Consider the following 22,024-nt stretch of genomic DNA (forward strand, 5'->3'; position numbering starts at 1 on the left):
GATAGGCGCGTTTCAGTTGCTGGGACGAACACGGGGCGTAACATGGCCCTCGGATACGTGGAACTTCCACACTGGCTTATCCATCGCGGCTCATCCGGAGACCCTCATGCGGTTCCTGATCGTTCGCACCGACATCCGCGCCGTCGCCGACGGGGACATCGCCGCTGCCTGGGCAGACGGCCACCGACTCCGCGACGAGACGACCACCCCCGAGCCACGACGGCAGACCGTGCACGCCGAGGACCGGGACGCCGCACTGCTGCTGGCCCGCGCTCTGGCCACGGTCGGCGCGGTCCGCGCCGGCAAGCAACGGGTCAAGGTCGTGCCGCTGATCGAGCCCCGCGCGGCCTTCCGACACAGACCGGGCCGCAACGGCACCTGACTCGACAAGACGTCCGTCGTGGTCGGATCGGCTCCCCCGCCGCGTTTATCGCACCCACCGACCACGACGGCCCGTGTTCCCGGCCCGTGACCGCCGCGGCAACGGCGGCCACGGGTCGGGACCGTGCTTCACCTGTCGGCGTCCACCCAGCCGTCCAGCCACCGGTGGATGAGGAACAGCGCGATCGACGACGGCGGCGGCAGGATCAGCTGGGCACCGTCACCCACGTCCACCGTCCGCCCGGCCAGCGCCGCCCCGATCTCCCGGCGCGAGAACCACCGGGCGTACGCGATCTCGGACGGGTCGACCCGCACCGGATCGTCCGGGTTCGCGGTGGCCAGGAAACCCAGCATCAGCGAGCCGGGGAACGGCCACGCCTGGCTGCCCACGTACCCGATGCGCTCGACCCCGATGCCCACCTCCTCGCGGACCTCGCGCAGCACGGCGGCCTCCGCCGACTCGCCGGGCTCGACGTAGCCGGCCAGGCAGGAATAGCGCCGGCCGCCCGGGGTGCCCGGCCAACCGGCGTTGTTGCCGAGCAGGCAGCGACCGTCCGGGCCGTCCACACCGTCGTGCACCAGCACGATCATCGCCGGGTCGGTACGCGGCCAGATCCGCCCACCGTTACGGTCCACCCGGGACCAGCCCGCCTCGTCCATCGCGGTCGGCGCCCCGGTGCTCGTCGAGTAACCGTGCCGGGTGTGCCAGTTGAGCAGCGCCAACCCCGTGGTGAAGATGCCGGCCTCCCGGTCGGCCAGCAGGTGGCCCACCTCGCGCAGGTTGACCGCCCGGGTCCCCGGCAACGCCGGCAGCGGCGCGTCGACCGCAAAGACCGGCACCCCGTCCGGTTCGACACCGAGGAACATCGCCGTCGACTCGGACCCGGCCGGCACGTCGGCCGCACCGAACAGCACCAACGCCGGTGGCGACGTGTCGGTGCGGGCCAACGTCCGACCCTCGTCGGTCGAGTCGAGCAGCAGCACCCGGCCACGCAGCCACGCCTCGGTCAGCCACTGCGAGTCGCCCCGCCGGTGCGCGGCCCGATCCAGCGTGGACCGCGCCAACGGCGGCGCCGCCTCCCCACTCACGCCAGCGCTCCGCTTCGCTCCACGCCGCCGTGAGACGGCCCACTGCTGAGCCCCATGGCTCGCTCGCTGCGCTCGCTCACACCAGCGCTCCGCTTCGCTCCACGCCGCCGTGAGACGGCCCACTGCTGAGCCCCATGGCTCGCTCGCTGCGCTCGCTCACACCAGCGCTCCGCTTCGCTCCACGCCGCCGTGAGACGGCCCACTGCTGAGCCCCATGGCTCGCTCGCTGCGCTCGCTCACTGCTTCGGCTCGGTGTGGACCGTGGTCAGCGCGGCGAGGCCCTGGGTGACCCGCTCGGCGTCACCGAGCACCACGATCGCCGCCCGAGCCGGTGCCAGGTACCGGGCGCCGGCACGCGCGACATCGTCGATGCTCGCCTTCGCCAACCTCGCCGCGTACTCGGCGAGAAAGTCGAGACGCAGCCCGTTGCCCGCGTACGCGCTGGTCAACGCCGCCAACCCGGCCTGGGTGGACATGCCGAGCTGGAGAGTGCCCAGGGCGTACTGACGGGCCTGCTCCAACTCCTCGGGCTTCGGTGGCAGCGACGCCAACCGGCCCAACTCGTACGTCGTCTCCAGCAGCGCCGGCCCGGTGACCTCGGTGGCCACCTCGGCGGAGGCCACCAGCACCGACCCGGCCACGGAATGCTCGATCCCCGAGTGCGGGCCGTACGTGTAGCCCTTGTCCTCGCGGATGTTCTCCACCCAACGGGAGGAGAAGTAACCGCCGAAGATCAGGTTGGCCAGTTGCAGCGGGGCGTGGTCGGGGTCGGTGCGGGACACGGCCGGAAGCGCGATCCGCAGCGAGGACTGCACCGAGCCCGGCCGGTCGACCAGCAGCAGTGGGCCCGGCTCCAGCGGCGGCGTCGCCGGCAGCTCGGCCACACGCCCGGCGCCGGCCCAACCGCCGAGCGCCCGCTCGGCGGCGTCCAGTGCCTTCTCCGGCTGCACGTCACCGACCAGCACCAACTGCGCGCCGGCCGGGTGGACCCGCTCCGCGTGCAGGGTGCGCAACGCCGCCGGTCGGACGGCGCGGATCTGGCCCGGCTCCGGGGTCTGCGTCGCGTACGGGTGCCGGCCGTAGATCCGCTTCAGCAGCGCCTCCCGGGCAAGGTGCGCCGGCTGGCTCTGCGCCACCTGGATCCGGTCGACCAGTCGGTCCCGTTCGGTGGCCACTTCGTCGCTCGGGTAGCTGGCGCTGGTCAGCACCTCGGCCAGCAGCTCCAGCATCCGGTCCAGGCCGGTGACCAGCCCAGCGCCCGAGAGCATCAGCCGGTCCGGGTCGACGCCCGCGGAGAGCCCGCCACCCACCTTCTGCAACTCGGCGGCGAGCTGCACGCTCGTCATCGACTCGGTGCCGGAGAGCATCGTCTGCGAGAGCATCGCGCCGCGAGCCAGGTGCACCCGACCGAACGGAACCCAGAGCCGCAACTCGACCAGCGGCACGGCGGGCCGGCGTACGGCGATCACGGTGAGACCGTTGCGCAGCGTACGTTCGGCCTGCTTGGGCACCTTGAGCTTGCGGGTCGGCCCCAGCGGCGGCAGCGTACGCGGCCCGACGGGAGCAGTGGTCGTAGTCACTGTGCCACCTTCGTTCGCGACTGCGGGGCTCGCAAAACCGGCTCACTCCTCGCGCTCACCGGGCGCCTCCGGCAATGACCTCGATGGCGGCCCGGCGCTCCGGTCGCAGAGTGGCCGCGGCGGCCCGGACCTGGTCCTCGGTGACGTCGCCGACCAGCCGGGGCAACTCGTTGAGCAGGCCCGGTTCGCCGCGTTGCTGCTCCAGCACGGCCATCCGCAGCGCCCGGCCGAGCACCGCGTCGGTGTCCCGCAGCAGATGGGTCGCCATCCGGGCCTGGGTGCGGGCCAGCTCACCGTCGGTCAGCCCGTCGGTGGCCAGCCGGTCCAACTCCTCGTCGATGGTGCGCAGCACCTTGTCCACGTCGCCCCCGGGCGGGAGATGCGCCTGCAGCAGCAACGCGGTGGGGTCGCGGACGTCGAACGGGTCACCCATGAAGCCGAGGTATCCGCCGAGGCTGGTCACCGTGCGGTCGCGCTGCACCAGCCGCTCGACCAGCCGCGACGCGTCGCCGTCGGTGAGCACCTCGGCCAGCACCACGTACGGCAGGTAGCCGGCGAAGTCGGTGACCGGGTCGGGCACGCGCCAGGCGCCGGCCACCGCCGGCAGCGGCGCCAGAGCATCGGTGTACGAGGTGCGCCGCTCGGCGGTCAGCTCGGGCTCGGTGAAGTCGGGCCGTTTCGGCGCCGGTCGGGCTGGCACGTCACCGAAGTGCCGGGTGACCAGCTCGGTCGCCTCGGCCACGTCGATGTCACCGCTGACGGCGAGGACCGCGTTGCCGCTGGCGTAGTAGCGGCGGAAGAAGTCCGCCGCGTCGGCGACGGTCGCCGACTCCAGGTCGTCGAAGGAGCCGTAGCCGTCGTGCGCGTTCGGGAAGGTGTCGAACATGACCGGCGGCAGGGTCAGCCAGGGGAAGCCGCCGTACGGCCGGTTGAGGACGTTGACCCGGATCTCCTCCTTGACCACGTCGACCTGGTTGCGCAGGTTCTCCTCGGTCAGTCGGGGGCCACGCATCCGGTCCGCCTCCAGGAACAGCGCGCGTTCCAGCGCGTTGCTCGGCAGCGTCTCGAAGTAGTCGGTGTAGTCCAGGTGGGTGGAGCCGTTGAAGGTGCCACCAGCGCCCTGCACGTGCCGGAAGTGGGCCAGCTTCTCAAGGTTTTCCGAACCCTGGAACATCAGGTGCTCGAAAAGATGGGCGAAGCCCGTACGCCCCTCCGGCTCCGAGCGGATGCCGACGTCGTAGACCACCGCCACCCCGATCACCGGGGCACTGCGATCAGGGGTGAGCACCACCCGCAGGCCGTTGTCGAGGGTGAACCGCTCGACCGGATACTTCGTCGCTGGAATTCTGGATCTCCGCGCCGCCACGGGATCGACCCTAGCGCGTCCACACCCCCGCCACCCGCGACCTCCCGGAGCCGCCGCCACCGCGAGGGTGAGACGACGGGTGCGTCGGGCGGTGGGGTGACATCCGGGACCGGTGGGAAGCGGGCGACCGGCCGTGCGGGGACAATGGGGAGATGAAACGAGAGACACGCCTGATGCGGTTGACCGGGGCGCGCGCGAGCGGCGCGGCGGCGACGGGCGCGGCGGCGACCGGCGCGCGGGCTACCGGCGCGGCGGCGACCGGCGCGCGGGCTACCGGCGCGCGGGCTACCGGCGCGGCGTCGCTCGGCGCCCTCGCCGTGGGGGCGGTGGCCGTCGGGGCCGTGGCCGTCGGGGCGCTGGTCATCGGGCGGCTGGCGATCCGCCGGGCGGTCGTGCGGGAGCTGCGCGTCGGCCGGCTGGAGATCGACGAGCTGGTGGTGCACAACCGACCCACCGCCGAGGGATAACCCGCGCCAGCGCGGACCACGTCGAGGGAGGCTTACCGCGCCCCCACGCGCCGTTCATCACCCGCCGCGTGATGCCGCTCGGGTGTCGGGCGGACACGGGGCAGCACCTCGGCGCCGACCCGCTCGGCCTCCTCCCGGTGCGGCCAGCCGGAGAGGACGAACTCGTCCACGCCGAGTGCCGCGTACTCGTCGATGCGGGCCGCCACCTCGGCGTAGCTACCGACCAGCGCGGTGCCGGCGCCCTCGCGGACCAGGCCGACGCCGGCCCAGAGATTCGGCGCGACGGTGAGCCCGTCGGTGCGACCGGCGTTGAGCGCGGCCATCCGGGCCTGGCCCACCGAGTCCATCCGGCGGAACCTGGCCTGTGCGGCGGCGATCCGCTCGGGGCTCATCCCGGCCAGCAGCCGGTCGGCCTCCGCCCACGCCTCGGCGCTGGTGGGTCGGGCGATGACGTGCAGCCGCAGACCGGTGCGCAGGGTGCGGCCCTGCTCGGCGGCGAGCGCCCGGACCCGGGCGGCCCGGGCGGCGATCGACGTCGGCGGTTCGCCCCACATCAGGTACACGTCGGCCTGTCGGGCGGCCACCGTCTCGGCGGCCGGGGACGCGCCGCCGAAGTAGACCGGCGGTGGCTCGGCGAGCGGGGTGGCCAGGCCGCCCTGGTCGACCCGGTAGTGCGTCCCGGCGTAGTCGAAGGGCCGGCCGGCCCAGGCGCGGCGGAGCACCTCGATGAACTCGCCGGTGCGCGCGTAGCGGTCGTCGTGCCCGAGGAAGTCGCCGTACGCCCGCTGCTCGGCCGGGTCGCCGCCGGTGACGATGTTGAGCGACAGCCGGCCACCGGAGATGGCCTGGAACGCCTCGGCCTGTTGGGCGATCAGGGTGGGCAGCGCGAAGCCGGCCCGAACGGCGACCAGCATGCCGAGCCGCTCGGTGTGCTGGGCGACCGCCGCGCAGACGATCCACGGGTCGGGGCAGCCGGCGCCCACGGGCGTGAGAACGGCGGCGAAGCCGTGCGTCTCGGCGGCCCGGCCGACCTCGGCCAGGTAGGCCACGGTGGCGGCCCGGTCGTGCCGGGCGGCGCCCGCGGTGACGGTGGCGGCACCGACCTGGTCGCCGTCGCCGGAGGTGGGCAGGAACCAGTGGAAGCTCATCGCGAATTCGCCTCTCTGCCGATCACCGAGTCCGGTTTAACCTAGCAAGCTGGTAGGAAATACCTACATAACTGAGACGCGTCATCCCGCCATGTGGATGGGTCTTGACGCTGATCGCGGCCTGGCCCAGTCTTCCTACCAACTAAGTAGGAATACTGCGGATTGGATGGACGATGAGACGGCTTCCCATGCGCCGGTTGGTCACCCTGGCCACTCTCGCCGCCCTCGGTGCGGCGACCCTGGGCAGCACCGCCGCCTGCGGCGACGACAGCGAGGGCACGGGCGGCAGCTCCGGCCCGGTGACGCTGCGCCTCGGCTACTTCCCCAACATCACGCACGCGCCGGCCGTCGTCGGCGTGGAGAAGGGCATCTTCGCCGAGAAGCTCGGCGCCGACGTCAAGCTGGAGCCGAAGACCTTCAACGCCGGCCCGGCCGCCATCGAGGCCGTGTTCTCCGGCGCGCTGGACGCCACCTACATCGGTCCGAACCCGACAGTGAACGCCTTCTCCAAGTCCAAGGGTGAGGCCGTCCGGGTCATCTCCGGCGCGGCCTCCGGCGGCGTGGCGCTGGTGGTCAAGCCCGGCATCGCCGGCGCGCAGGACCTGAAGGGCAAGAAGATCGCCACCCCGCAGCTGGGCAACACCCAGGACGTGGCGATCCGCTACTGGCTCAAGCAGCAGGGTCTGACCACCACCAAGGAGGGTGGCGGCGACGTCAAGATCGTCCCGCAGGAGAACGCCCAGACGGTCGAGACGTTCAACAGCGGCGCGATCGACGGTGCCTGGGTGCCCGAGCCGTTCGTCTCCCGCCTGGTCAACGCCGGCGGCAAGGTGCTCGTCGACGAGCGCGACCTGTGGCCGGACAAGAAGTTCGTCATCACCAACCTGCTGGTCAGCACGAAGTTCCTCAAGGCACACCCGGACGTGGTGCAGAAGCTGGTCGACGGCCAGGTGGCCGCGAACGAGTTCGTCAACACCAAGCCCGAGGAAGCTCAGCAGGCCATCTCCGAGGCGATCGGCAAGATCACCGGAAAGCCGCTGGACCTGAAGCTCATCAAGCAGGCGTGGCCGACGTTGGAATTCACCAACGACCCGATCGCGACCTCGCTCAAGGCCGGCCTCGACCACGCCGTCGAGGTCAAGCTGACCGAACCGGTCGACCTCAAGGGCCTGTACGACCTCAAGTACCTCAACAACGCCCTCAAGTCGCAGGGCAAGCCCGAGGTCGTCCAGCCATGACGTCGACCACGACGACGCCGCAGAGCGCGACCACCGCGGTCGCGCTCTCCGGCGTGACCAAGGTGTACGGGCGCGGGCCGAACGCCGTCCTGGCCCTCGACGGTGTGTCGCTGGACGTCGCACCCGGCGAGTTCGTCTGCCTGGTCGGTGCCTCCGGCTGCGGCAAGAGCACCCTGCTGAACCTCGTCGCGGGGCTGGACCGGCCCAGCGGCGGGCAGATCACGCTGGCCGGCGACGCCAACCCCGGGCTGATGTTCCAGGAACCGGCGCTGTTTCCCTGGCTGACCGTCGACGGCAACGTCGAGGTGCCGCTGAAGCTGCGCCGGCTGCCCCGGGCCGAGCGGCGCGAGCGGGTCGCCGAGTTGCTGCGTACGGTGCACCTGGCCGACTTCGGCCGCAAGCGCCCCCACGAGCTCTCCGGGGGCATGCGGCAACGGGTCGCGTTGGCCCGCACGCTGGCCCTGGACACACCGGTGCTGCTGATGGACGAGCCGTTCGGCGCACTGGACGCGATGACCCGGGACATCCTGCACGACGAGCTGGAACGCATCTGGTCCGAGCGGAACCTCTCGGTGCTCTTCGTGACGCACAACGTCCGCGAGGCCGCCCGACTGGCCGACCGGATCATCCTGCTCTCCAGCCGACCCGGCCGGATCATCTACTCCACCGAGGTGGACATCCCGCGCCCCCGACGGATCGACTCCCCCGAGGTCGCCGCCATCGCCGCCGAGGTCACCGAGCGGCTCCGTACGGAGGTGGGCCGCCATGGCCAGTGACACCCTGACCAACACGGCGCGTACCGACGCGCAGATCTCCGGCCTGGACGCGCTGGAAATCGCCGGCCGGGACCCGGAGGTTTCCCGGGGTTCCCGGTTCTGGGCAGCCACCTGGCCCAAGCTCGCCGCGCTGGCCATCGCCATCCTGGCCTGGCAGCTGGTGGTCTGGTCGGGTTGGAAGCCGCCGTATTCGCTGCCGGGGCCGCTGGAGGTCGGCCGCGAGCTGGTCAACCAGGCTCAGGGCCCGCAGCTCTGGGAAGGCCTGGTCACGACGTTGCGGCGGGCCGCCGTCGGCTATGTCTTCTCGGTCGCGGTCGGCCTGCTGCTGGGCCTGGCGGTGGCCCGGTCCAAGGTGCTCCGGGCCGCCATCGGCTCGATGATCACGGCGTTGCAGACCATGCCGTCGATCGCCTGGTTCCCGTTGGCCATCCTGCTGTTCGAGCTGAGCGAGAAGGCGATCTTCTTCGTGGTGGTGCTCGGCGCGGCGCCGTCCATCGCCAACGGCGTGATCTCCGGTGTGGACTACGTGCCACCGCTGCTGCTGCGCGCCGGCCGCAACCTGGGCGCTCGGGGGCTCAACCTCTACCGGTACGTCATCGCGCCGGCCGCCCTGCCGGCGATCGTCGCCGGGCTCAAGCAGGGCTGGGCGTTCTCCTGGCGCAGCCTGATGGCCGGTGAGCTGATCGTGGTCGGCATCTCACAGACGTCGCTCGGCGCGCAGCTGACCTACTCCCGCGAATTGTCCGACGCACCCTGGCTGCTCTCCACCATGATCGTCATCCTGGTGCTCGGCCTCGGCGTGGATGCCGCCTTCGGCGCGGCGGACAAGGCGATCCGGCGGCGCTGGGGCGTGCTCGACCAGGCGGGCAACTGACCGTGTACGTCTCCGCGCGCAGCGACTACGCGCTCCGGGCGATGCTCGCCGTCGCCGCCGCCAGTCGCGGCGGCGGGAGCGGAGGCGGTGAGTTGGTGAAGGCGGCCAGCCTGGCCGAGGTGCAGGACATCCCGCTCAGCTTCCTGCAGGGCATCCTGCTCGACCTGCGCCGAGCCGGTCTGCTGCACAGCCATCGGGGCACCGACGGCGGGTACGCGCTGACCCGCCCAGCCGACGGGATCACCGTCGGAGACGTGTTACGGGCGGCCGGCGGTTCGCTCACCACCGTGCGCGGCCTGCCGGCCGAGCGCGCCGGCTACCACGGTGTGGCCGCCGGGCTGACCGACGTCTGGCTGGCGGTGCACGGGGCGATCGCCACGGTGGTCGACAGCACCACCCTGGCCGACCTGCTCACCTGCAACTCGACCGACCACGCCCCCACCACCTCGTGAAACGACGGCGGTGATGTGGTCGGGTCGGTGCCCCGCCGACCCGACCACATCTCGTACCGATCCTGACCGGGCCTGCCCCTCCGCCGGCACCGGTCGGCCGGTCGCTGCTCAACCCACGTGGGCGACCGCCGGGCGGGAGCCCTGGTCGCCAGGGCCGTGCAGCTCCACCAGACCGGCGGGAGCGTTACCCGCCGGGGTGGCGTGCCAGGGTGCGAAGGCCGCAACCATGGCGAGCAACAGCCCGGCGAGCGCGACCGCGACCACCAGGATCAGTTCGCGTAGTGCACCCGAGCCGGCTTCGCCCGCCATGGTCACCCCTCCCGTGCCGGGCCCCCCGCCCGGCTTTCCCCCGGTGGTCAGCCTTGACCACCGTCAGCGATGACGCAGTCGGCCAGCCGACCGAGCGGAGGCTGATTACCGACTCAGAAGTCTGGCCGGCCAGGGCCGAAGACAGACCGACCCGCCTCGCCGAAGCGGGGCGGGTCGGTCGAGGCGCGGAAGATCAGACGGTACGGGGGCGGCGCGGACGGCGGGACCGACCCGACGCCCGGTGCGTCGGGCGGGCGCCGCCATCGGTGGCAGTGCCACCGACACCGCGTCCCCCACGAGCGGCGGGAGCCGGAGGCGCGACGATGGTCACCGGCACCCCGGACGGCTCACGCGCACCGGTGACCCGGGCCAACGCCTCGCCATCGGAGCGCACCTGAACCGACTCGGGCCGGATGCCGGCGGTGGCCATCAGCCGGGACATGTCCCGACGCTGCTCGGGCAGGACCAGGGTGACCACAGAGCCGGACTCGCCGGCCCGGGCGGTACGGCCGCCCCGGTGCAGGTAGTCCTTCGCCTCGGTCGGCGGGTCCACGTTGACGACCATGTCCAGGCCGTCCACGTGAATGCCCCGAGCCGCGACGTCGGTGGCGACCAGAGCGGTCACCTGGCCGTTGCGGAACTGCTCCAGGATCCGGGTGCGCTGCGGCTGGGACTTTCCGCCGTGCAGTGCGGCCGCGCGTACGCCCTTGGACAGCAACTGACGGGCAAGGCGGTCGGCGCGGTGCTTGGTGCCCATGAACAGGATGGTGCGGCCCTCACGGGCGGCGATCCGGGTCAACGCGTCGGGCTTGTCCAGGGCGTCGACGTGCAGCACGTGGTGGGTCATCGCCGTCACGGTGGCGGTGCCCGGGTCGACCGAGTGGGTGACCGGGTTGCTCAGGAAGCGGCGGACCAGCCGGTCCACACCACCGTCCAGAGTGGCGGAGAAGAGCATCCGCTGGCCCTGCGGCGCGACCTGCTCCAGCAGCTTGGTGACCTGCGGCAGGAAGCCCATGTCGGCCATCTGGTCGGCCTCGTCCAGCACGGTGATCTCGACCTGGTCGAGCCGGGCGTCGCCGCGGTTGATCAGGTCGTGTAGCCGGCCGGGGGTGGCGACAACCACCTCGGCGCCGGCACGCAGAGCGTCGGCCTGCCGCTGCAACGACAGCCCGCCGACGACTGTGGTGCAGCGCAGCCCGACAGCGCGGGCGTACGGGGCGAGCGCGGTGGTGACCTGCTGGGCCAGCTCACGGGTCGGCACCAGCACCAGGGCGAGCGGGCGACCCGGCCGGGCCTTACGGCCGGCGGTGCGGGACAGCAGCGCAAGCCCGAAGGCGAGGGTCTTGCCGGAGCCGGTACGACCCCGGCCCAGCACGTCGCGGCCGGCGAGCGAGTCGGGCAGCGTCGCCGACTGGATCGGGAACGGCTCGTTGATGCCCTGCGCGGTCAACGCGGTGAGCAGCGCCGGTGCCAGCCCGGTATGAGCGAAAGAAGGAATAACTGTGGTCATGCGGGAGCCTTCCTCGACGCGGCACGTGTCGAGGGAGGGCGCCGAAGTCGGCGCTGTCACCGGCGGCAAAAAGGCAGCCAGGACTCACAAGCACGAACCGATTGGAGTACGGGCCGGCCCGCCACCGGGCCGTCACCTGCGGAGGCAGGCAACGGCGAGGCGGGCCGGTCCCGTCACCGTCACACCCGGAGGGCGCGACAGGTAATGCTGACCGATCCGAAGATCAGAGCGGGCGGATGTTCTCCGCCTGCGGGCCCTTCTGGCCCTGGGTCACCTCGAACTCGACCCGCTGGTTCTCGTCCAGGCTCCGGTAGCCGGAGGACTGGATCGCCGAGAAGTGGGCGAAGACGTCAGCGCCGCCGCCGTCGGGGGTGATGAAGCCGAAGCCCTTGTCAGCGTTGAACCACTTCACGGTGCCAATAGCCATGTGTTTCGTCTCCTTGACGGAACGTCGGACTCGCACTTGTTGCGTGCCCGAAGAGGAGCGCTCCGCGCGGGGATGCGCGAATCGCCTGTCGCTTCTGGTCGCCCCGCCCGGAGAACTCCGGACACAACAAAGAGCGCCTGGGGCCACAATCCCGCCAGGCGCACACAGAGTCTCTGGTAACCAAAACTGCAACCCGGCCAACGTATCATGGTTTTCCCGCCAGCGGTCAAGCTTGGGCGGAATCTTCGGGCAACTGGGCGATCATGGCCGTGAGCCCCGTCACATCCAGCAGGTCGGCGGGCCGAACCGTCACACCGTGCCGGACGTAGTGGAAGGCCGCGCCCACCCGGTCGACCGGCACACCAGCCAGCTCCGCCCAGGCCAACCGGTACACCGCCAACTGCACGGCGGCCACGTCAGCCGCCGGCCCGGTCGGCTGCGCGCCGGTCTTCCAGTCGACCACGTCGAACCGCCCACCCGGCCGGGCGAAGACCGCGTCCATCCGCCCCCGCACCACCACGCCGGCGATCACCGTGGCGAACGGCACCTCCACCTCTACCGGTGACCGGTCGGCCCACTCGCTGGCCAGGAACCGCTCCTGCAACTCGACCAGCGCCTCGTCGGGCGCGGCATCCGCGTCGGCCGCACCGGGCAACTCGTCCAGGTCCAGCAGGCGGTCGGCGCCGAAGCGCTGCTCCAACCAGGCATGGAACGCGGTGCCGCGACGGGCGTACGGGTTGGGCTCGGTCGGCACCGGACGGCGCAGCGTACGGGCCAGCCCGGCCGGGTCACGCCGCAACGCCACCAGCTGGGTGACGCTCAACTGCCCGGGCAGGGCCACCTCGACCGCACCGGAGAGCCTGGTCAGCTCGGCCCGTTCGGCCAGCAGCAGATCCGCCTCCCGCTGCCAGCGCGCCACCTCCGGGTCCACCTCCGGCTCGACGGTCACCATCGGCCCGTCCACCACCGAGCCGACCGGTCCGGCGACCACCGAGGCCGGCCCGTCGGTCATCAGGCGGCGCACCAACCCGGCCGCCTCGGCCAGTGCCGGCCGGCGACCGCCCAACGGGTCGGCCGGCCACTCCGCGCGGAGCACCACCTCGGCCGTCGGGTTCGTCGCATCCGGGGTCGGCTCCGGCGCCCACACGTCGATCAGGTGCCCCGGCCCGCCGTCGAGGCAGGCGTCGTACACCTCACGCAGGAAGACCGACGGACCTCGTGGCCGCTTCGTGCCCTCCCCCCACCAGTAGCCGGAGCAGAGCAGCAGCCGGCGCGGCCGGGTGACCGCCACGTACGTCAGCCGGCGTTCCTCCCGCTCGTCATGGGCCCGCCAGGCGTCGGTGAAGTCGGTCACCGCCCGGGCTACCGCCCGCTGGTCGGCCGCCTCGTCGAGCGCCAGCTCGGGCAACCCGTCGGCGTCGCCGCGCAGCGGGAACGGCAGCACCCCGAGCCCACCCAACCAGTGGTCGGAGTTGCGGACCGGACCCGGCCACAGCCCACGGCTCAGCCCGGCCACGGCCACCACGTCCCACTCCAGGCCCTTGGCGGCGTGCGCGGTGACCACCTGCACCGCGCCCTCCACCACCTCGACCTCGCCCGGCGCCAGACCGCGCTCCTCGTCCTCGGCCGCGGCCAGGTAGGACAGGAAGCCGGAGAGCGTCGCCCCCGGCGTCTCCCCGCTGAAGCGGGCCGCCACGTCCCCCAGTGCGTCCAGGTGACCCCGGGCCAGGCCCGCGTCGCCGGCGCCGTCCCGGCCGGCCCGGACCGCGACCTCCACGTCCAGGCCGATGGTCCGCTCGATGTCCGCGATCAGGTCCGGCAGTGGCTGGTCCAGCCGGTAGCGCAGCAGCGCCAACTCCAGCCCGTACGCGCGCAACCGCGCGAAGCCCTCCGCCGAGTACGCCTGCGCCGGGCCGAGATCGGCCAGCGCCTCCACCAGGGTCGCCTCGTCCAGCAGGTCGGGGCTGATCTCCGAGGTGTCGTCGGCGGCAACCTGTCGCCGGGCGTTGGCGATGGCCCGGGCCCGCTTGTGCAACGCCACCAGGTCACGCGGCCCGATCCGCCAACGGGCGCCGGTGAGCAACCGCAGCAGCGCGGCACCGTCGGTCGGGTCGGCCAGCACCCGCAGCGTGCAGACCACGTCGCGTACCTCGGGGGTGTCCAGCAGGCCACCCAGCCCGACCACCTCGACCGGGAGACCGCGCTCCCGCAGTGCCGACTCGATCGCCGGGATCTGGCTGCGGACGCGCACCAGCACTGCCGTCGTCGGGCGTTGCGCCACCGGGATGTGCTCGGGTGCCGCGCCAGGCATCCGGGCCGCCCCACGCCAGGCCGCGAGCACGCTGTCGGCGATCCAGTCGGCCTCGTCGGCGTACGTGGGCAGCATCGCGCAGTGCACAGTGCCGCCGGCCGCGCCGCCGGGGCTGCGGTGTGGGATCGGGTCCCGGACGGTCAGCGCGGAGCGCAGCTCCGGCACCTGGGCGCCCGCCGCACGCAGTGGCGTGGACAGCGCGTTCGCCACCCGGAGGATCTCGGGGCGGTTGCGCCAGCTCGTGGTGAGCCCGAGCGCCTGGGCGGGCTGCCCGTCGGCGCGCGCGAACTCGGTGGGGAACCGGTCCAGTGTGCCCGCGCTGGCCCCCCGCCAGCCGTAGATGGACTGGCACGGGTCCCCCACCGCCGTCACCGGGTGCCCGCCACCGAACAACGCGTTGAGCAGCACCACCTGGGCGTGGCTGGTGTCCTGGTACTCGTCGAGCAGCACCACCCGGAAACGGTCCCGCTCGATCTGACCGACCCCCGGGTGGTCCCGGGCCACCCGGGCCGCCCGGGCGAGCTGGTCGGCGAAGTCCATCGCCTCGAAGTCCTCCTTGCGCCGGGCGTACGCCCGCACCAGCGGCAGCAGGCGCAGCCGGGTCTGCTGGAGGGTGAGCGCCTTGCGCACGTCGGCGTACACCCGGCCCGGCCGGGACTGCACCTCGGCGAAGAACCGGCCGGTCCAGGCCGCCAGCTGGTCCGGCGCGACCAGGTGCTCGTCCAGCTCACCGGCGAGCGCCAGCACCGCGTCGGTGATGGTGCTCGGCATCCGGTCCACCTCGGACATGTCACCGTCGTAGTTGCGCACCAGCAGGTCGACCAACTGCCAGCGGGAGGCCTCGGTGAGCAGCCGGGTGGACGGCTCGTAACCGGCCCGCAGCCCGTGCTCGGTGACGATCCGCCCCGCGTAGGAGTGGTACGTGGAGACGGTGGGTTCACCGGCGAGCGGGTCGTCCAGCGGGTCCCGACCCTGCCGGCCGACGCGGCGGATCAGCTGGTCGAGCCGGGTCCGTACCCGGTGGGCCAGCTCGCCGGCCGCCTTCCGGGTGAAGGTCAGCCCGAGGATCTGCTCGGGGCGCACGTACGAGTTGGCCACCAACCAGACCACCCGCGCGGCCATCGTCTCGGTCTTGCCGGACCCGGCGCCCGCGACCACCAGCAACGGCTCCACCGGGGCGGCGATGATCGCGGCCTGCTCCCGGGTGGGCGCCGGCAACCGCAGCAGCTTGGCCAGCTCGACGGGCGTGTAGCGGGGGCCGGAGTCCGCCAGCCGGGGCGTCGGCGCGGGGCCCGCGCCGAACAGGGTGGGCTGGGTCATGGGGTCTCCGGACGTCGGACGGTCGGCGGCTCGACCACCTGGCGCCCCTGCCCGGAGACCGGGCAGCTGGTCCGCACCGGGCAGACCCGGCACTTCGAGTTGGCCACCGCGGCGAACGTGGCGGCCGCCATCGTATCGGCGGTCCGCCGGACCAGCGCGGTCGCCCAGCCGGCCGCCGGCCCCTCACCGGGCGCCGGCTGATTCTGCTCCCGGGCGTCCTTGGCGGAGGTGCCGAGCTGCACCAGCGCAGCACCCCCCGACTCGTCTCCGAACTCGGCGAACGCCCCCGCCTCCACCGCCGCCTGGTAGGCGCCGAGCTGCGGATGCTCGGCAAGCTCGGCGCCGGTGACAGCCGTCGACTTGCCGGTCTTCAGGTCGATCACCACGAGCCGCCCGGCCTCGTCGACCTCCAGCCGGTCCACCCGACCGGTCAGGTCGACCGGCCGGTTCGGGTCGTCCAGGCGGACGGCGAACTCGTGCTCGATCGCGAGCAGCCGACGCGGGTTGGTGGCCAGCCAGCGCAGCAGCTTGTCGACCATCGCCTCGGCGCGTTCACGCTCCGGCCCGGCCATCCACCGGGCCGCCAGCTCGATCGCGTCGAACCGCGCGGCCACGTAGTCGAGCAGCGCGCCCCGGTCGGCGCTGGCGTCCTCGGCGAGCATCGCGGCGGCGTGGACCAGGTTGCCCACCCCCTGCGCGGTGCTGGTCGGGCCGCTGCCCCCGTGCCGTTCCAGCAGCCACCGCAGGCTGCACCGCAGGGCGCTCTCCATCGCCGACGGGGTGACCCGCACCGGCTTGCCCTCGTCGACCAGCGGCCGGTCGTCGGAGAGGCCCCGCAAACCCCACCAGTCGTCGGGGTGCGCGCCGGGGACACCGGCGGCCGCGAGCCGCGCCAGCTCGGCCGCCGCGGCGCGCCGCCGGGCCGCCGGGGCAGCCGGGTCGGTGATGGCGGTACGCAGCTCCGCGACCAGCGCCGGCAGGGTGAGCGCCCGGGGTGGACGGGTGACCGGCAGTGCCCCGGGGCGGTCCGGCTCGGCGTCCCCGTCCTCCCCCGTCGTGTCACTGGGGTCGGCGGGCGGCGGGCCGGTGCGCGGCCCGGGTGGCGCGGTGGGTGGGGTGGGCGGACCGGGTGGCGGGGTGGGTGGGGTGGGTGGACCGGGTGGCGGGGTGGGTGGGGTGGGTGGACCGGGTGGCGGGGCGGGTGGTGCGGTCGGGCCCAGCTCGTGCAGGAACCGGCTCGGCTGTTCCTCGTGGTCGTCACCGCCGACTGCGGCCGATGCCACGGCACTGACCAGCAGTCGGTGCCGGGCCCGGCTGATGGCCACATGGAAGAGCCGGCGTTCCTCGTCCAGCAACGCCGAGGTCTGACCCACCACGTTCGCCACAGCCGCGCCGCCGACCGATCGACCCGCCAACACGTCGACGAGGCGCTCCGAGCCGAGCAGGCTGCCGCGCAGTCGCAGGTCCGGCCAGATGCCCTCCTGCACGCCGGCCACCGCGACCAGGTCCCATTCCAGGCCCTTCGCGGCGTGGGCGGTGAGCAGACGGACCGCCGCGCCCCGGTCGGCGGTCGGGGCGATGGTGTCGGCCGGCAGGTCCTGGGCGAGCACGTGGTCGAGGAAGACCTCGGTGCGGGCACCGGGCAGCCGGTCGGTGAACCGTGCCGCCGCGTCGAAGAGCACCAGCACGGCGTCCAGGTCACGGTCGGCCGCCTCGGCCCGCCGCCGCCGGGCCAGGTCTCCCTCGCCGGCCGCCGGCCGCCCCTGGATGATCGCGCCCGCCCAACGCTCGGCGAGACCACTGGCGTCCCAGACCGCCCAGAGCACGTCCTCGGCGGTTGCCCCTGGTTGGGCGGCGGCATCCCGTGCGGTGGCCAGCAGCCCGGCCACCGCCTGCGCCGGCTCCGCCCAGCGCCGGTCGATGTCGGCCAGCTCCGTCGGATCGCGCAACGCCTCGACTATCAGCTCCCCGGAGGGGCGTCGGTCACCGCCGGCCAGCGCGAGCGCACGCAGGCCCTGCCGCAGCCGCCGCTCGGCCAGCGGGTCGGCTCCGCCCAGCGGCGAGTGCAGCAGCGCGACCGCCGCCTCCTCGTCCAGGCGGGCCGGTTCGAGCGCGCAGCGCAGCAGGAGCAGCAGCGGCGCGACCGCCGGTTGCAGGTGCAGGGGCAGGTCCTCGCCGTGCACCACGGTGGGTACGCCGGCAGCGTGCAGTGCCCGCCGCAGGGTGGGCAGTTGCAACGCGGTGGACCGCACCAGCACCGCCATCCGCGACCACGGCACGCCGTCGAGCAGGTGGGCCGAGCGCAGCGCGTGGGCCAGCCAGGCCGCCTCGCTGGTCGCCGAGCGGAACGTGTGCACCTCGACCACCCCGGGCGGCGCGTCCGGCAGCGGGTGCAGGCGGCGGTGCGCCGCCGGGCCGCGCAGCCGGCGACCCAGCCGGGCGATCGCCGCGAGCAGACCCGGCCCGGCCCGGTACGACGTGGTCAGCAGCACCTGTGCGGCCGGTGCCCCGGAGGCGGTCCGGAAGCGGTGCGGGAAGGTGGCCACCCCGGCCGGGTCGGCGCCCCGGAAGGCGTACGTGGAGGAATCCGGGTCGGCGAACGCGACAAGTGACTTGCCTCCGCCCGCGATGACCGAGAGCAGCTCCACCTGGGCGGGGTCGGTGTCCGCCAGCTCGTCGAGGTACACGTGGGTGAGGCGGCGACGCTCGGCGGCCAGCAGCTCCTCGTCGTCGCGCAGCAGCCCGGTGGCCGCCCGGACCAGCTCGGCCGGGTCGTACGCGATGGAGCCCCGGTTGCTGACGTCCCGCAGCGCGAGCACTGCCACGTACTCCCGGAGGAAGCGGGCGGCGGCCGGCCAGTCCTCGCGGCCGAGCTTCTCGCCCAGCCGGGCCAGGTCGACAGGGCCCACGCCCCGCTCGGCGGCGCGCATGAGCAGGTCGCGCAGCTGACCGGCGAACGCCCGGGTGCGCAGGGCGGGACGCAGGTCGGTCGGCCAACCGACCGGGTCGTCCTCGGGCTCCTCACCCACCACGTTCAGCAGCTCGCGGATGATCAGATCCTGCTCGGGGCCGGTGAGCAGCCGGGGTGAGGGCTCACCCCGTTCTGCGGCGGCTCGGCGGAGCAACCCGAAGGCGTACGCCGGGAAGGTGCGCACCAGCGGCTCGCGCAGCACCCGGTGGCCGTCCTGGGCGATCCGGGCCTCGATGCGCTGGCGTAGCGCGGTCGCGCCTCGGCGGCCGAAGGTCAGCACCAGGATGTGTTCGGGGTCGACCCCCTCGGCCACCCGGGCGGCGACCGACTCGACGAGCGTGCTGGTCTTGCCGGTGCCCGGACCGCCGAGCACGAGCATCGGCCCGTCGGTGTGCCCGACCACCTCGGCCTGCACCGGATCGACCCGCCAACCGCCGTCGCCGGCCAGCTCACGCCCGGCCGCCAGCTCAGACCCGGCCACACCTGCGGACCCGCCGACCGATTGAGGCCGCGCCCCGCGCTCAGGCCCTCCCGTGCGCTCTGGCCCACCCGACTCGCCGACACCGCCCCTGGGCGCGCTGCCGGCGGGCACGGAAGCGCCGGAAGGCGCTGCCCCGTCCCCCCGCGCCGGCCCTCCGGACCGCCGCACCAACCGGTACGCCTGCATCAGCTCATCCCATCAGACCCGTACGACACCCACCCCAACCCACCGAACCCCCACCCTCCCACCCAACCCCACCACCCCAACCCCACCCCATCCACCTCCGTCGATCATGAAGTTAGCCGCGCGACACGCCGACGGCGGTGACGCTAACTTCATGATCGACAGGGTGAGGACGCCCGGGGCCGGGGGCAGGGGTGGGGGGGAGGGCGGGGTCAGGTTAGGCGGGACTCTAGGGCGTTCAGGGCTTCGGGGACGGTGGTGGTCACTGTCAGGAGGTTGCGGCCGGCGGGTTTGAGGAAGTTCTGGTCGGCCAGGGCGTCGAGCCAGTCCAGCAGGGGGCGGTAGAACCCGTCGGTGTCGATCAGCACCATCGGCTTGGTGTGCAGGGCGAGGGTCGCGGTGGTCCAGACCTCGAACAGCTCGTCCAGGGTGCCCAGCCCGCCGGGCAGGGTGAGGAACGCGTCCGACTTCTCGATCATCAGCGTCTTGCGGCTGTCCATCGAGTCGGTCACCAGCAGCTCGTCCGAGGCCAGGTCTGCGACCTCCAGATCGACCAGCGACTGTGGGATCACCCCGACGGTGCGCCCACCGGCGGATCGGGCACCGTCGGCCAGCGCGCCCATCATGCCGACGCAGCCGCCACCACTGACCAGCGTGTGCCCGCGCCGGGCCAGCTCCGCGCCGGTCTCGGCGGCCAGGTCCAACCAACGCTGGTCGAGGGTGCGGGACGAGGCGCAGAAGACGCAGATCGCCGCCATCAGCTGTCCCGGGGCTGGTCGGCGGCCTGCTCGGCGGCAGCCTGCTGGTCGGCGCCGGTGCGGGCGACGGCCTCGTCACGGACCGCCTCCTGCTCGACGGAGAGCGCGGCCTCCGCCTCGACGATGTGGCGGACCGCGGCGTTGACGTCGTCGGTGAGACAGATCAGTTCCAGGTCGACCGGGCCGATCTTGCCGTCGGCGGCCATCGTGTCGCGCATCCAGTCGATCAGCCCCTGCCAGTACGCGACCCCCATCAGCACGACCGGGAACCGGGTCACCTTGCCGGTCTGCACCAGCGTGAGCGACTCGAACAGCTCGTCCATCGTGCCGAAGCCACCGGGCAGCACGACGAACGCCTGCGCGTACTTCACGAACATGGTCTTGCGGGCGAAGAAGTAGCGGAAGTCGATGGCGAGGTCGACCCACTCGTTGATGCCCTGCTCGAACGGAAGCTCGATGCCGAGCCCGACGGAGAGCCCACCGGCCTCGCTGGCACCACGGTTGGCGGCCTCCATCACCCCCGGCCCACCCCCGGTGATAACCGCGTAGCCGGCCCGGGCCAGCGCGCCGCCCAACTGCTCGGCCAGCTGGCACTCCGCGCTGTCCGGTCCGCTGCGGGCGGAACCGAACACGCTGACCGCCGGTGGCAGGTCGGCGAGGGTGTCGAAGCCTTCGACGAACTCGGAGAGGATGCGCAGCGCACGCCAGGCGTCCTTGGTCTTCCAGTCGCCCCGCCCACGCGAATCCAGCAGCCGCTGGTCGGCGGTGCTGCTCGGAATCGCCCCTCTGCGCAGTGTGACAGCGCCCCGGTGCCGCTCCTGTCCCGGACCGCGACCGGCCTCCCGCCCGTTGTTCTGGCTCATGGGGCAACCGTAGTGGAGCGACACCGGCCGGGTGTGCGGGGCGGGGACGCCGAGAAATAGTTCGGGATCATGGGCAACTATTCGGCTCCCCCGTACGTCTTACTATTCACATACCGGGTATGCCCGGGCGCGCGCCTTCGGGGGAGGAGACAGCGTGATCAGCAACAACGAGATGATCCGGATCCGTCGCCAGATGCAGCGACGGATCCGAGACGTGGTGGCCGAGCGCCGCCGCACCCGCGAACAAGACCCAACCCCCGCCTCCCCCGCACCACCCGGAGCTGATCAAGAGGTTTGCGTCGCCGACAACGGGCCAGGCTGACGCAAACCTCTTGATCACCGGCTGAGCGCCAGCAGGCGCGAGAGGGGACGGCCGGGTCAGGCTGGTGCCAGCCAGCGGTGCAGGGTTGCCGCGCCGTCGCGGATCTTGCTGATCTCGACGTGCTCGTCGGGGTGGTGGGCGAGGTTCGGGTCGCCGGGGCCGAAGTTCAGCGCCGGGATGCCCATGGCCGCGAACCGGGCCACGTCCGTCCAGCCCAGCTTGCCGATCGGCGCGGCACCGACCGCCGCCAGGAACTCCTTCGCCGGGGCCGCCTCCAGCCCTGGGGCAGCGCCCGGCGCGGTGTCGGTCACCACCACCTCGAAGCCGGCGAACACCTCCCGCAGGTGCGCCTCCGCCTCGGCCGGGCTGCGGTCCGGAGCGAACCGGTAGTTGACCTCGACCTCACAGTGGTCGGGGACCACATTGCCGGCGACCCCACCGTTGATCCGCACCGCGTTCATGCCCTCGCGGTAGTCGCAGCCGTCGATGGTGACCCGCCGCGCCTCGTACGTCTGGAGCCGCCGCAGCACCTCACCGGCGGCGTGGATGGCGTTCACCCCGTGCCAGGAGCGCGCCGAGTGGGCGCGTACTCCGGTCGTGGTGACCACCGAGCGCATGGTGCCCTGACAGCCCGCCTCGACGATGCCGTACGTCGGCTCCAGCAGCACCGCGAAGTCCGCCTCCAGCCACTCCGGGAACGCCTGGGCGACGAGGTTGAGCCCGTTGTACCGCGACTCGATCTCCTCGGCCTCGTAGAAGAAGTACGTCACGTCGTAGCGCGGGTTGGGCAGCGTCACCGCCAGGTGCAGCGCGTACGCGGTGCCGGACTTCATGTCGGAGGTGCCGCAGCCGTACATCAGGTCGCCACGCATGGTCGACGGGAAGTTGTTGTTCAGGGGCACCGTGTCGAGGTGCCCGGCCAACACGACGCGCTGCGACCGACCGAGGTCGGTGCGCGCCATCACCGTGTTGCCGTGTCGGTGGGTGGTCAGGTGCGGTACGCCCCGCAGCACCTCTTCGACACAGTCGGCGATCGCCTTCTCGTTGAGGGACACGGACTCTATGTCGACCAGAGCGCGGGTCAGCTGCACCGGATCGGCGAGGACCTCGGGGGTCAGCGGGTTCTCCATGAATCGCACGGTACCTTCAGGTCTGTAAGCGCGAGGAGCGAGCCGAGGTCAGCTCGGCCGTGACCGAG

18 protein-coding genes are annotated in these 22,024 nt (G+C 72.8%); 6 read left to right on the forward strand and 12 right to left on the reverse strand.

Features of this window, described 5'->3' with window-relative positions:
- Nucleotides 1-106 precede the first annotated feature (106 nt).
- Nucleotides 107-382 carry a hypothetical protein gene (locus AC3CF1_RS14620; RefSeq protein WP_088950054.1) on the forward strand — a complete coding sequence of 92 codons (276 nt, stop codon included), beginning with the start codon at nt 107-109 and terminating at the stop codon, nt 380-382.
- A 128-nt stretch (nt 383-510) separates the two neighbouring features.
- Here AC3CF1_RS14620 and nudC read toward each other — a convergent pair whose 3' ends face one another.
- From nudC to AC3CF1_RS14635, 3 genes are all read right to left on the reverse strand, one after another.
- Nucleotides 511-1,470 (reverse strand): NAD(+) diphosphatase, encoded by a 960-nt coding sequence (nudC, locus tag AC3CF1_RS14625; RefSeq protein ID WP_488450658.1) that lies wholly within the window; start codon nt 1,468-1,470, stop codon nt 511-513.
- 236 nt (nt 1,471-1,706) lie between these two features.
- Nucleotides 1,707-3,050: a M16 family metallopeptidase gene (locus AC3CF1_RS14630; RefSeq protein WP_354982433.1), complete on the reverse strand. Its 1,344-nt coding sequence runs from the start codon at nt 3,048-3,050 to the stop codon at nt 1,707-1,709.
- Between the two features lie 55 nt (nt 3,051-3,105).
- On the reverse strand, nt 3,106-4,416 hold the full coding sequence (locus AC3CF1_RS14635; RefSeq protein WP_210794505.1) for a M16 family metallopeptidase: 1,311 nt from the start codon (nt 4,414-4,416) through the stop codon (nt 3,106-3,108).
- 152 nt (nt 4,417-4,568) lie between these two features.
- Here AC3CF1_RS14635 and AC3CF1_RS14640 point away from each other — a divergent pair, with 152 nt between their 5' ends.
- Entirely contained in the window at nt 4,569-4,883 is a 315-nt protein-coding gene (locus AC3CF1_RS14640; protein ID WP_488450659.1) for a hypothetical protein, read from the forward strand.
- A 32-nt stretch (nt 4,884-4,915) separates the two neighbouring features.
- Here AC3CF1_RS14640 and AC3CF1_RS14645 read toward each other — a convergent pair whose 3' ends face one another.
- The gene (locus AC3CF1_RS14645) at nt 4,916-6,031 is read right to left on the reverse strand and encodes an LLM class flavin-dependent oxidoreductase (RefSeq protein ID WP_354982435.1); all 1,116 of its coding nucleotides are present in this window, start codon (nt 6,029-6,031) and stop codon (nt 4,916-4,918) included.
- Between the two features lie 173 nt (nt 6,032-6,204).
- Here AC3CF1_RS14645 and AC3CF1_RS14650 point away from each other — a divergent pair, with 173 nt between their 5' ends.
- The 4 genes from AC3CF1_RS14650 to AC3CF1_RS14665 are packed head-to-tail and all read left to right on the forward strand — an operon-like array spanning nt 6,205 to nt 9,371.
- Nucleotides 6,205-7,269: an ABC transporter substrate-binding protein gene (locus AC3CF1_RS14650; protein ID WP_354982436.1), complete on the forward strand. Its 1,065-nt coding sequence runs from the start codon at nt 6,205-6,207 to the stop codon at nt 7,267-7,269.
- The gene (locus tag AC3CF1_RS14655) at nt 7,266-8,045 is read left to right on the forward strand and encodes an ABC transporter ATP-binding protein (protein WP_088950061.1); all 780 of its coding nucleotides are present in this window, start codon (nt 7,266-7,268) and stop codon (nt 8,043-8,045) included. The genes AC3CF1_RS14650 and AC3CF1_RS14655 overlap by 4 nt, the downstream gene beginning before the upstream one ends.
- On the forward strand, nt 8,035-8,919 hold the full coding sequence (locus AC3CF1_RS14660; RefSeq protein ID WP_088950062.1) for an ABC transporter permease: 885 nt from the start codon (nt 8,035-8,037) through the stop codon (nt 8,917-8,919). Before AC3CF1_RS14655 ends, AC3CF1_RS14660 begins: the two co-directional genes overlap by 11 nt.
- A gap of 2 nt (nt 8,920-8,921) precedes the next feature.
- Entirely contained in the window at nt 8,922-9,371 is a 450-nt protein-coding gene (locus AC3CF1_RS14665) for an RrF2 family transcriptional regulator (protein ID WP_354982437.1), read from the forward strand.
- Between the two features lie 108 nt (nt 9,372-9,479).
- Here the strand turns inward: AC3CF1_RS14665 and AC3CF1_RS14670 are convergent, their stop codons facing one another.
- From AC3CF1_RS14670 to dapE, 8 genes are all read right to left on the reverse strand, one after another.
- Nucleotides 9,480-9,680: a hypothetical protein gene (locus AC3CF1_RS14670; protein WP_354982438.1), complete on the reverse strand. Its 201-nt coding sequence runs from the start codon at nt 9,678-9,680 to the stop codon at nt 9,480-9,482.
- A 193-nt stretch (nt 9,681-9,873) separates the two neighbouring features.
- Nucleotides 9,874-11,190 (reverse strand): DEAD/DEAH box helicase, encoded by a 1,317-nt coding sequence (locus AC3CF1_RS14675; protein WP_088950065.1) that lies wholly within the window; start codon nt 11,188-11,190, stop codon nt 9,874-9,876.
- 223 nt (nt 11,191-11,413) lie between these two features.
- Nucleotides 11,414-11,617, reverse strand: coding sequence for a transcription antiterminator/RNA stability regulator CspE (gene cspE / locus AC3CF1_RS14680; protein ID WP_007464836.1), 204 nt, complete (start codon nt 11,615-11,617; stop codon nt 11,414-11,416).
- A gap of 226 nt (nt 11,618-11,843) precedes the next feature.
- Complete coding sequence (locus AC3CF1_RS14685; RefSeq protein WP_488450660.1) at nt 11,844-15,248, reverse strand: ATP-dependent helicase; 3,405 nt, start codon at nt 15,246-15,248, stop codon at nt 11,844-11,846.
- Nucleotides 15,245-18,886 carry an ATP-dependent helicase gene (locus AC3CF1_RS14690; RefSeq protein WP_354982440.1) on the reverse strand — a complete coding sequence of 1,214 codons (3,642 nt, stop codon included), beginning with the start codon at nt 18,884-18,886 and terminating at the stop codon, nt 15,245-15,247. Before AC3CF1_RS14690 ends, AC3CF1_RS14685 begins: the two co-directional genes overlap by 4 nt.
- 209 nt (nt 18,887-19,095) lie before the next feature.
- Nucleotides 19,096-19,641 (reverse strand): LOG family protein, encoded by a 546-nt coding sequence (locus tag AC3CF1_RS14695; RefSeq protein ID WP_088950067.1) that lies wholly within the window; start codon nt 19,639-19,641, stop codon nt 19,096-19,098.
- Nucleotides 19,641-20,504, reverse strand: a complete 864-nt coding sequence (locus tag AC3CF1_RS14700; protein ID WP_354982441.1) for an LOG family protein — start codon at nt 20,502-20,504, stop codon at nt 19,641-19,643. The genes AC3CF1_RS14695 and AC3CF1_RS14700 overlap by 1 nt, the downstream gene beginning before the upstream one ends.
- 378 nt (nt 20,505-20,882) lie before the next feature.
- Nucleotides 20,883-21,956: a succinyl-diaminopimelate desuccinylase gene (gene dapE / locus AC3CF1_RS14705; RefSeq protein ID WP_088950069.1), complete on the reverse strand. Its 1,074-nt coding sequence runs from the start codon at nt 21,954-21,956 to the stop codon at nt 20,883-20,885.
- Nucleotides 21,957-22,024 lie beyond the last annotated feature (68 nt).

This window comes from Micromonospora sp. MGP-C2, assembly GCF_057766525.1.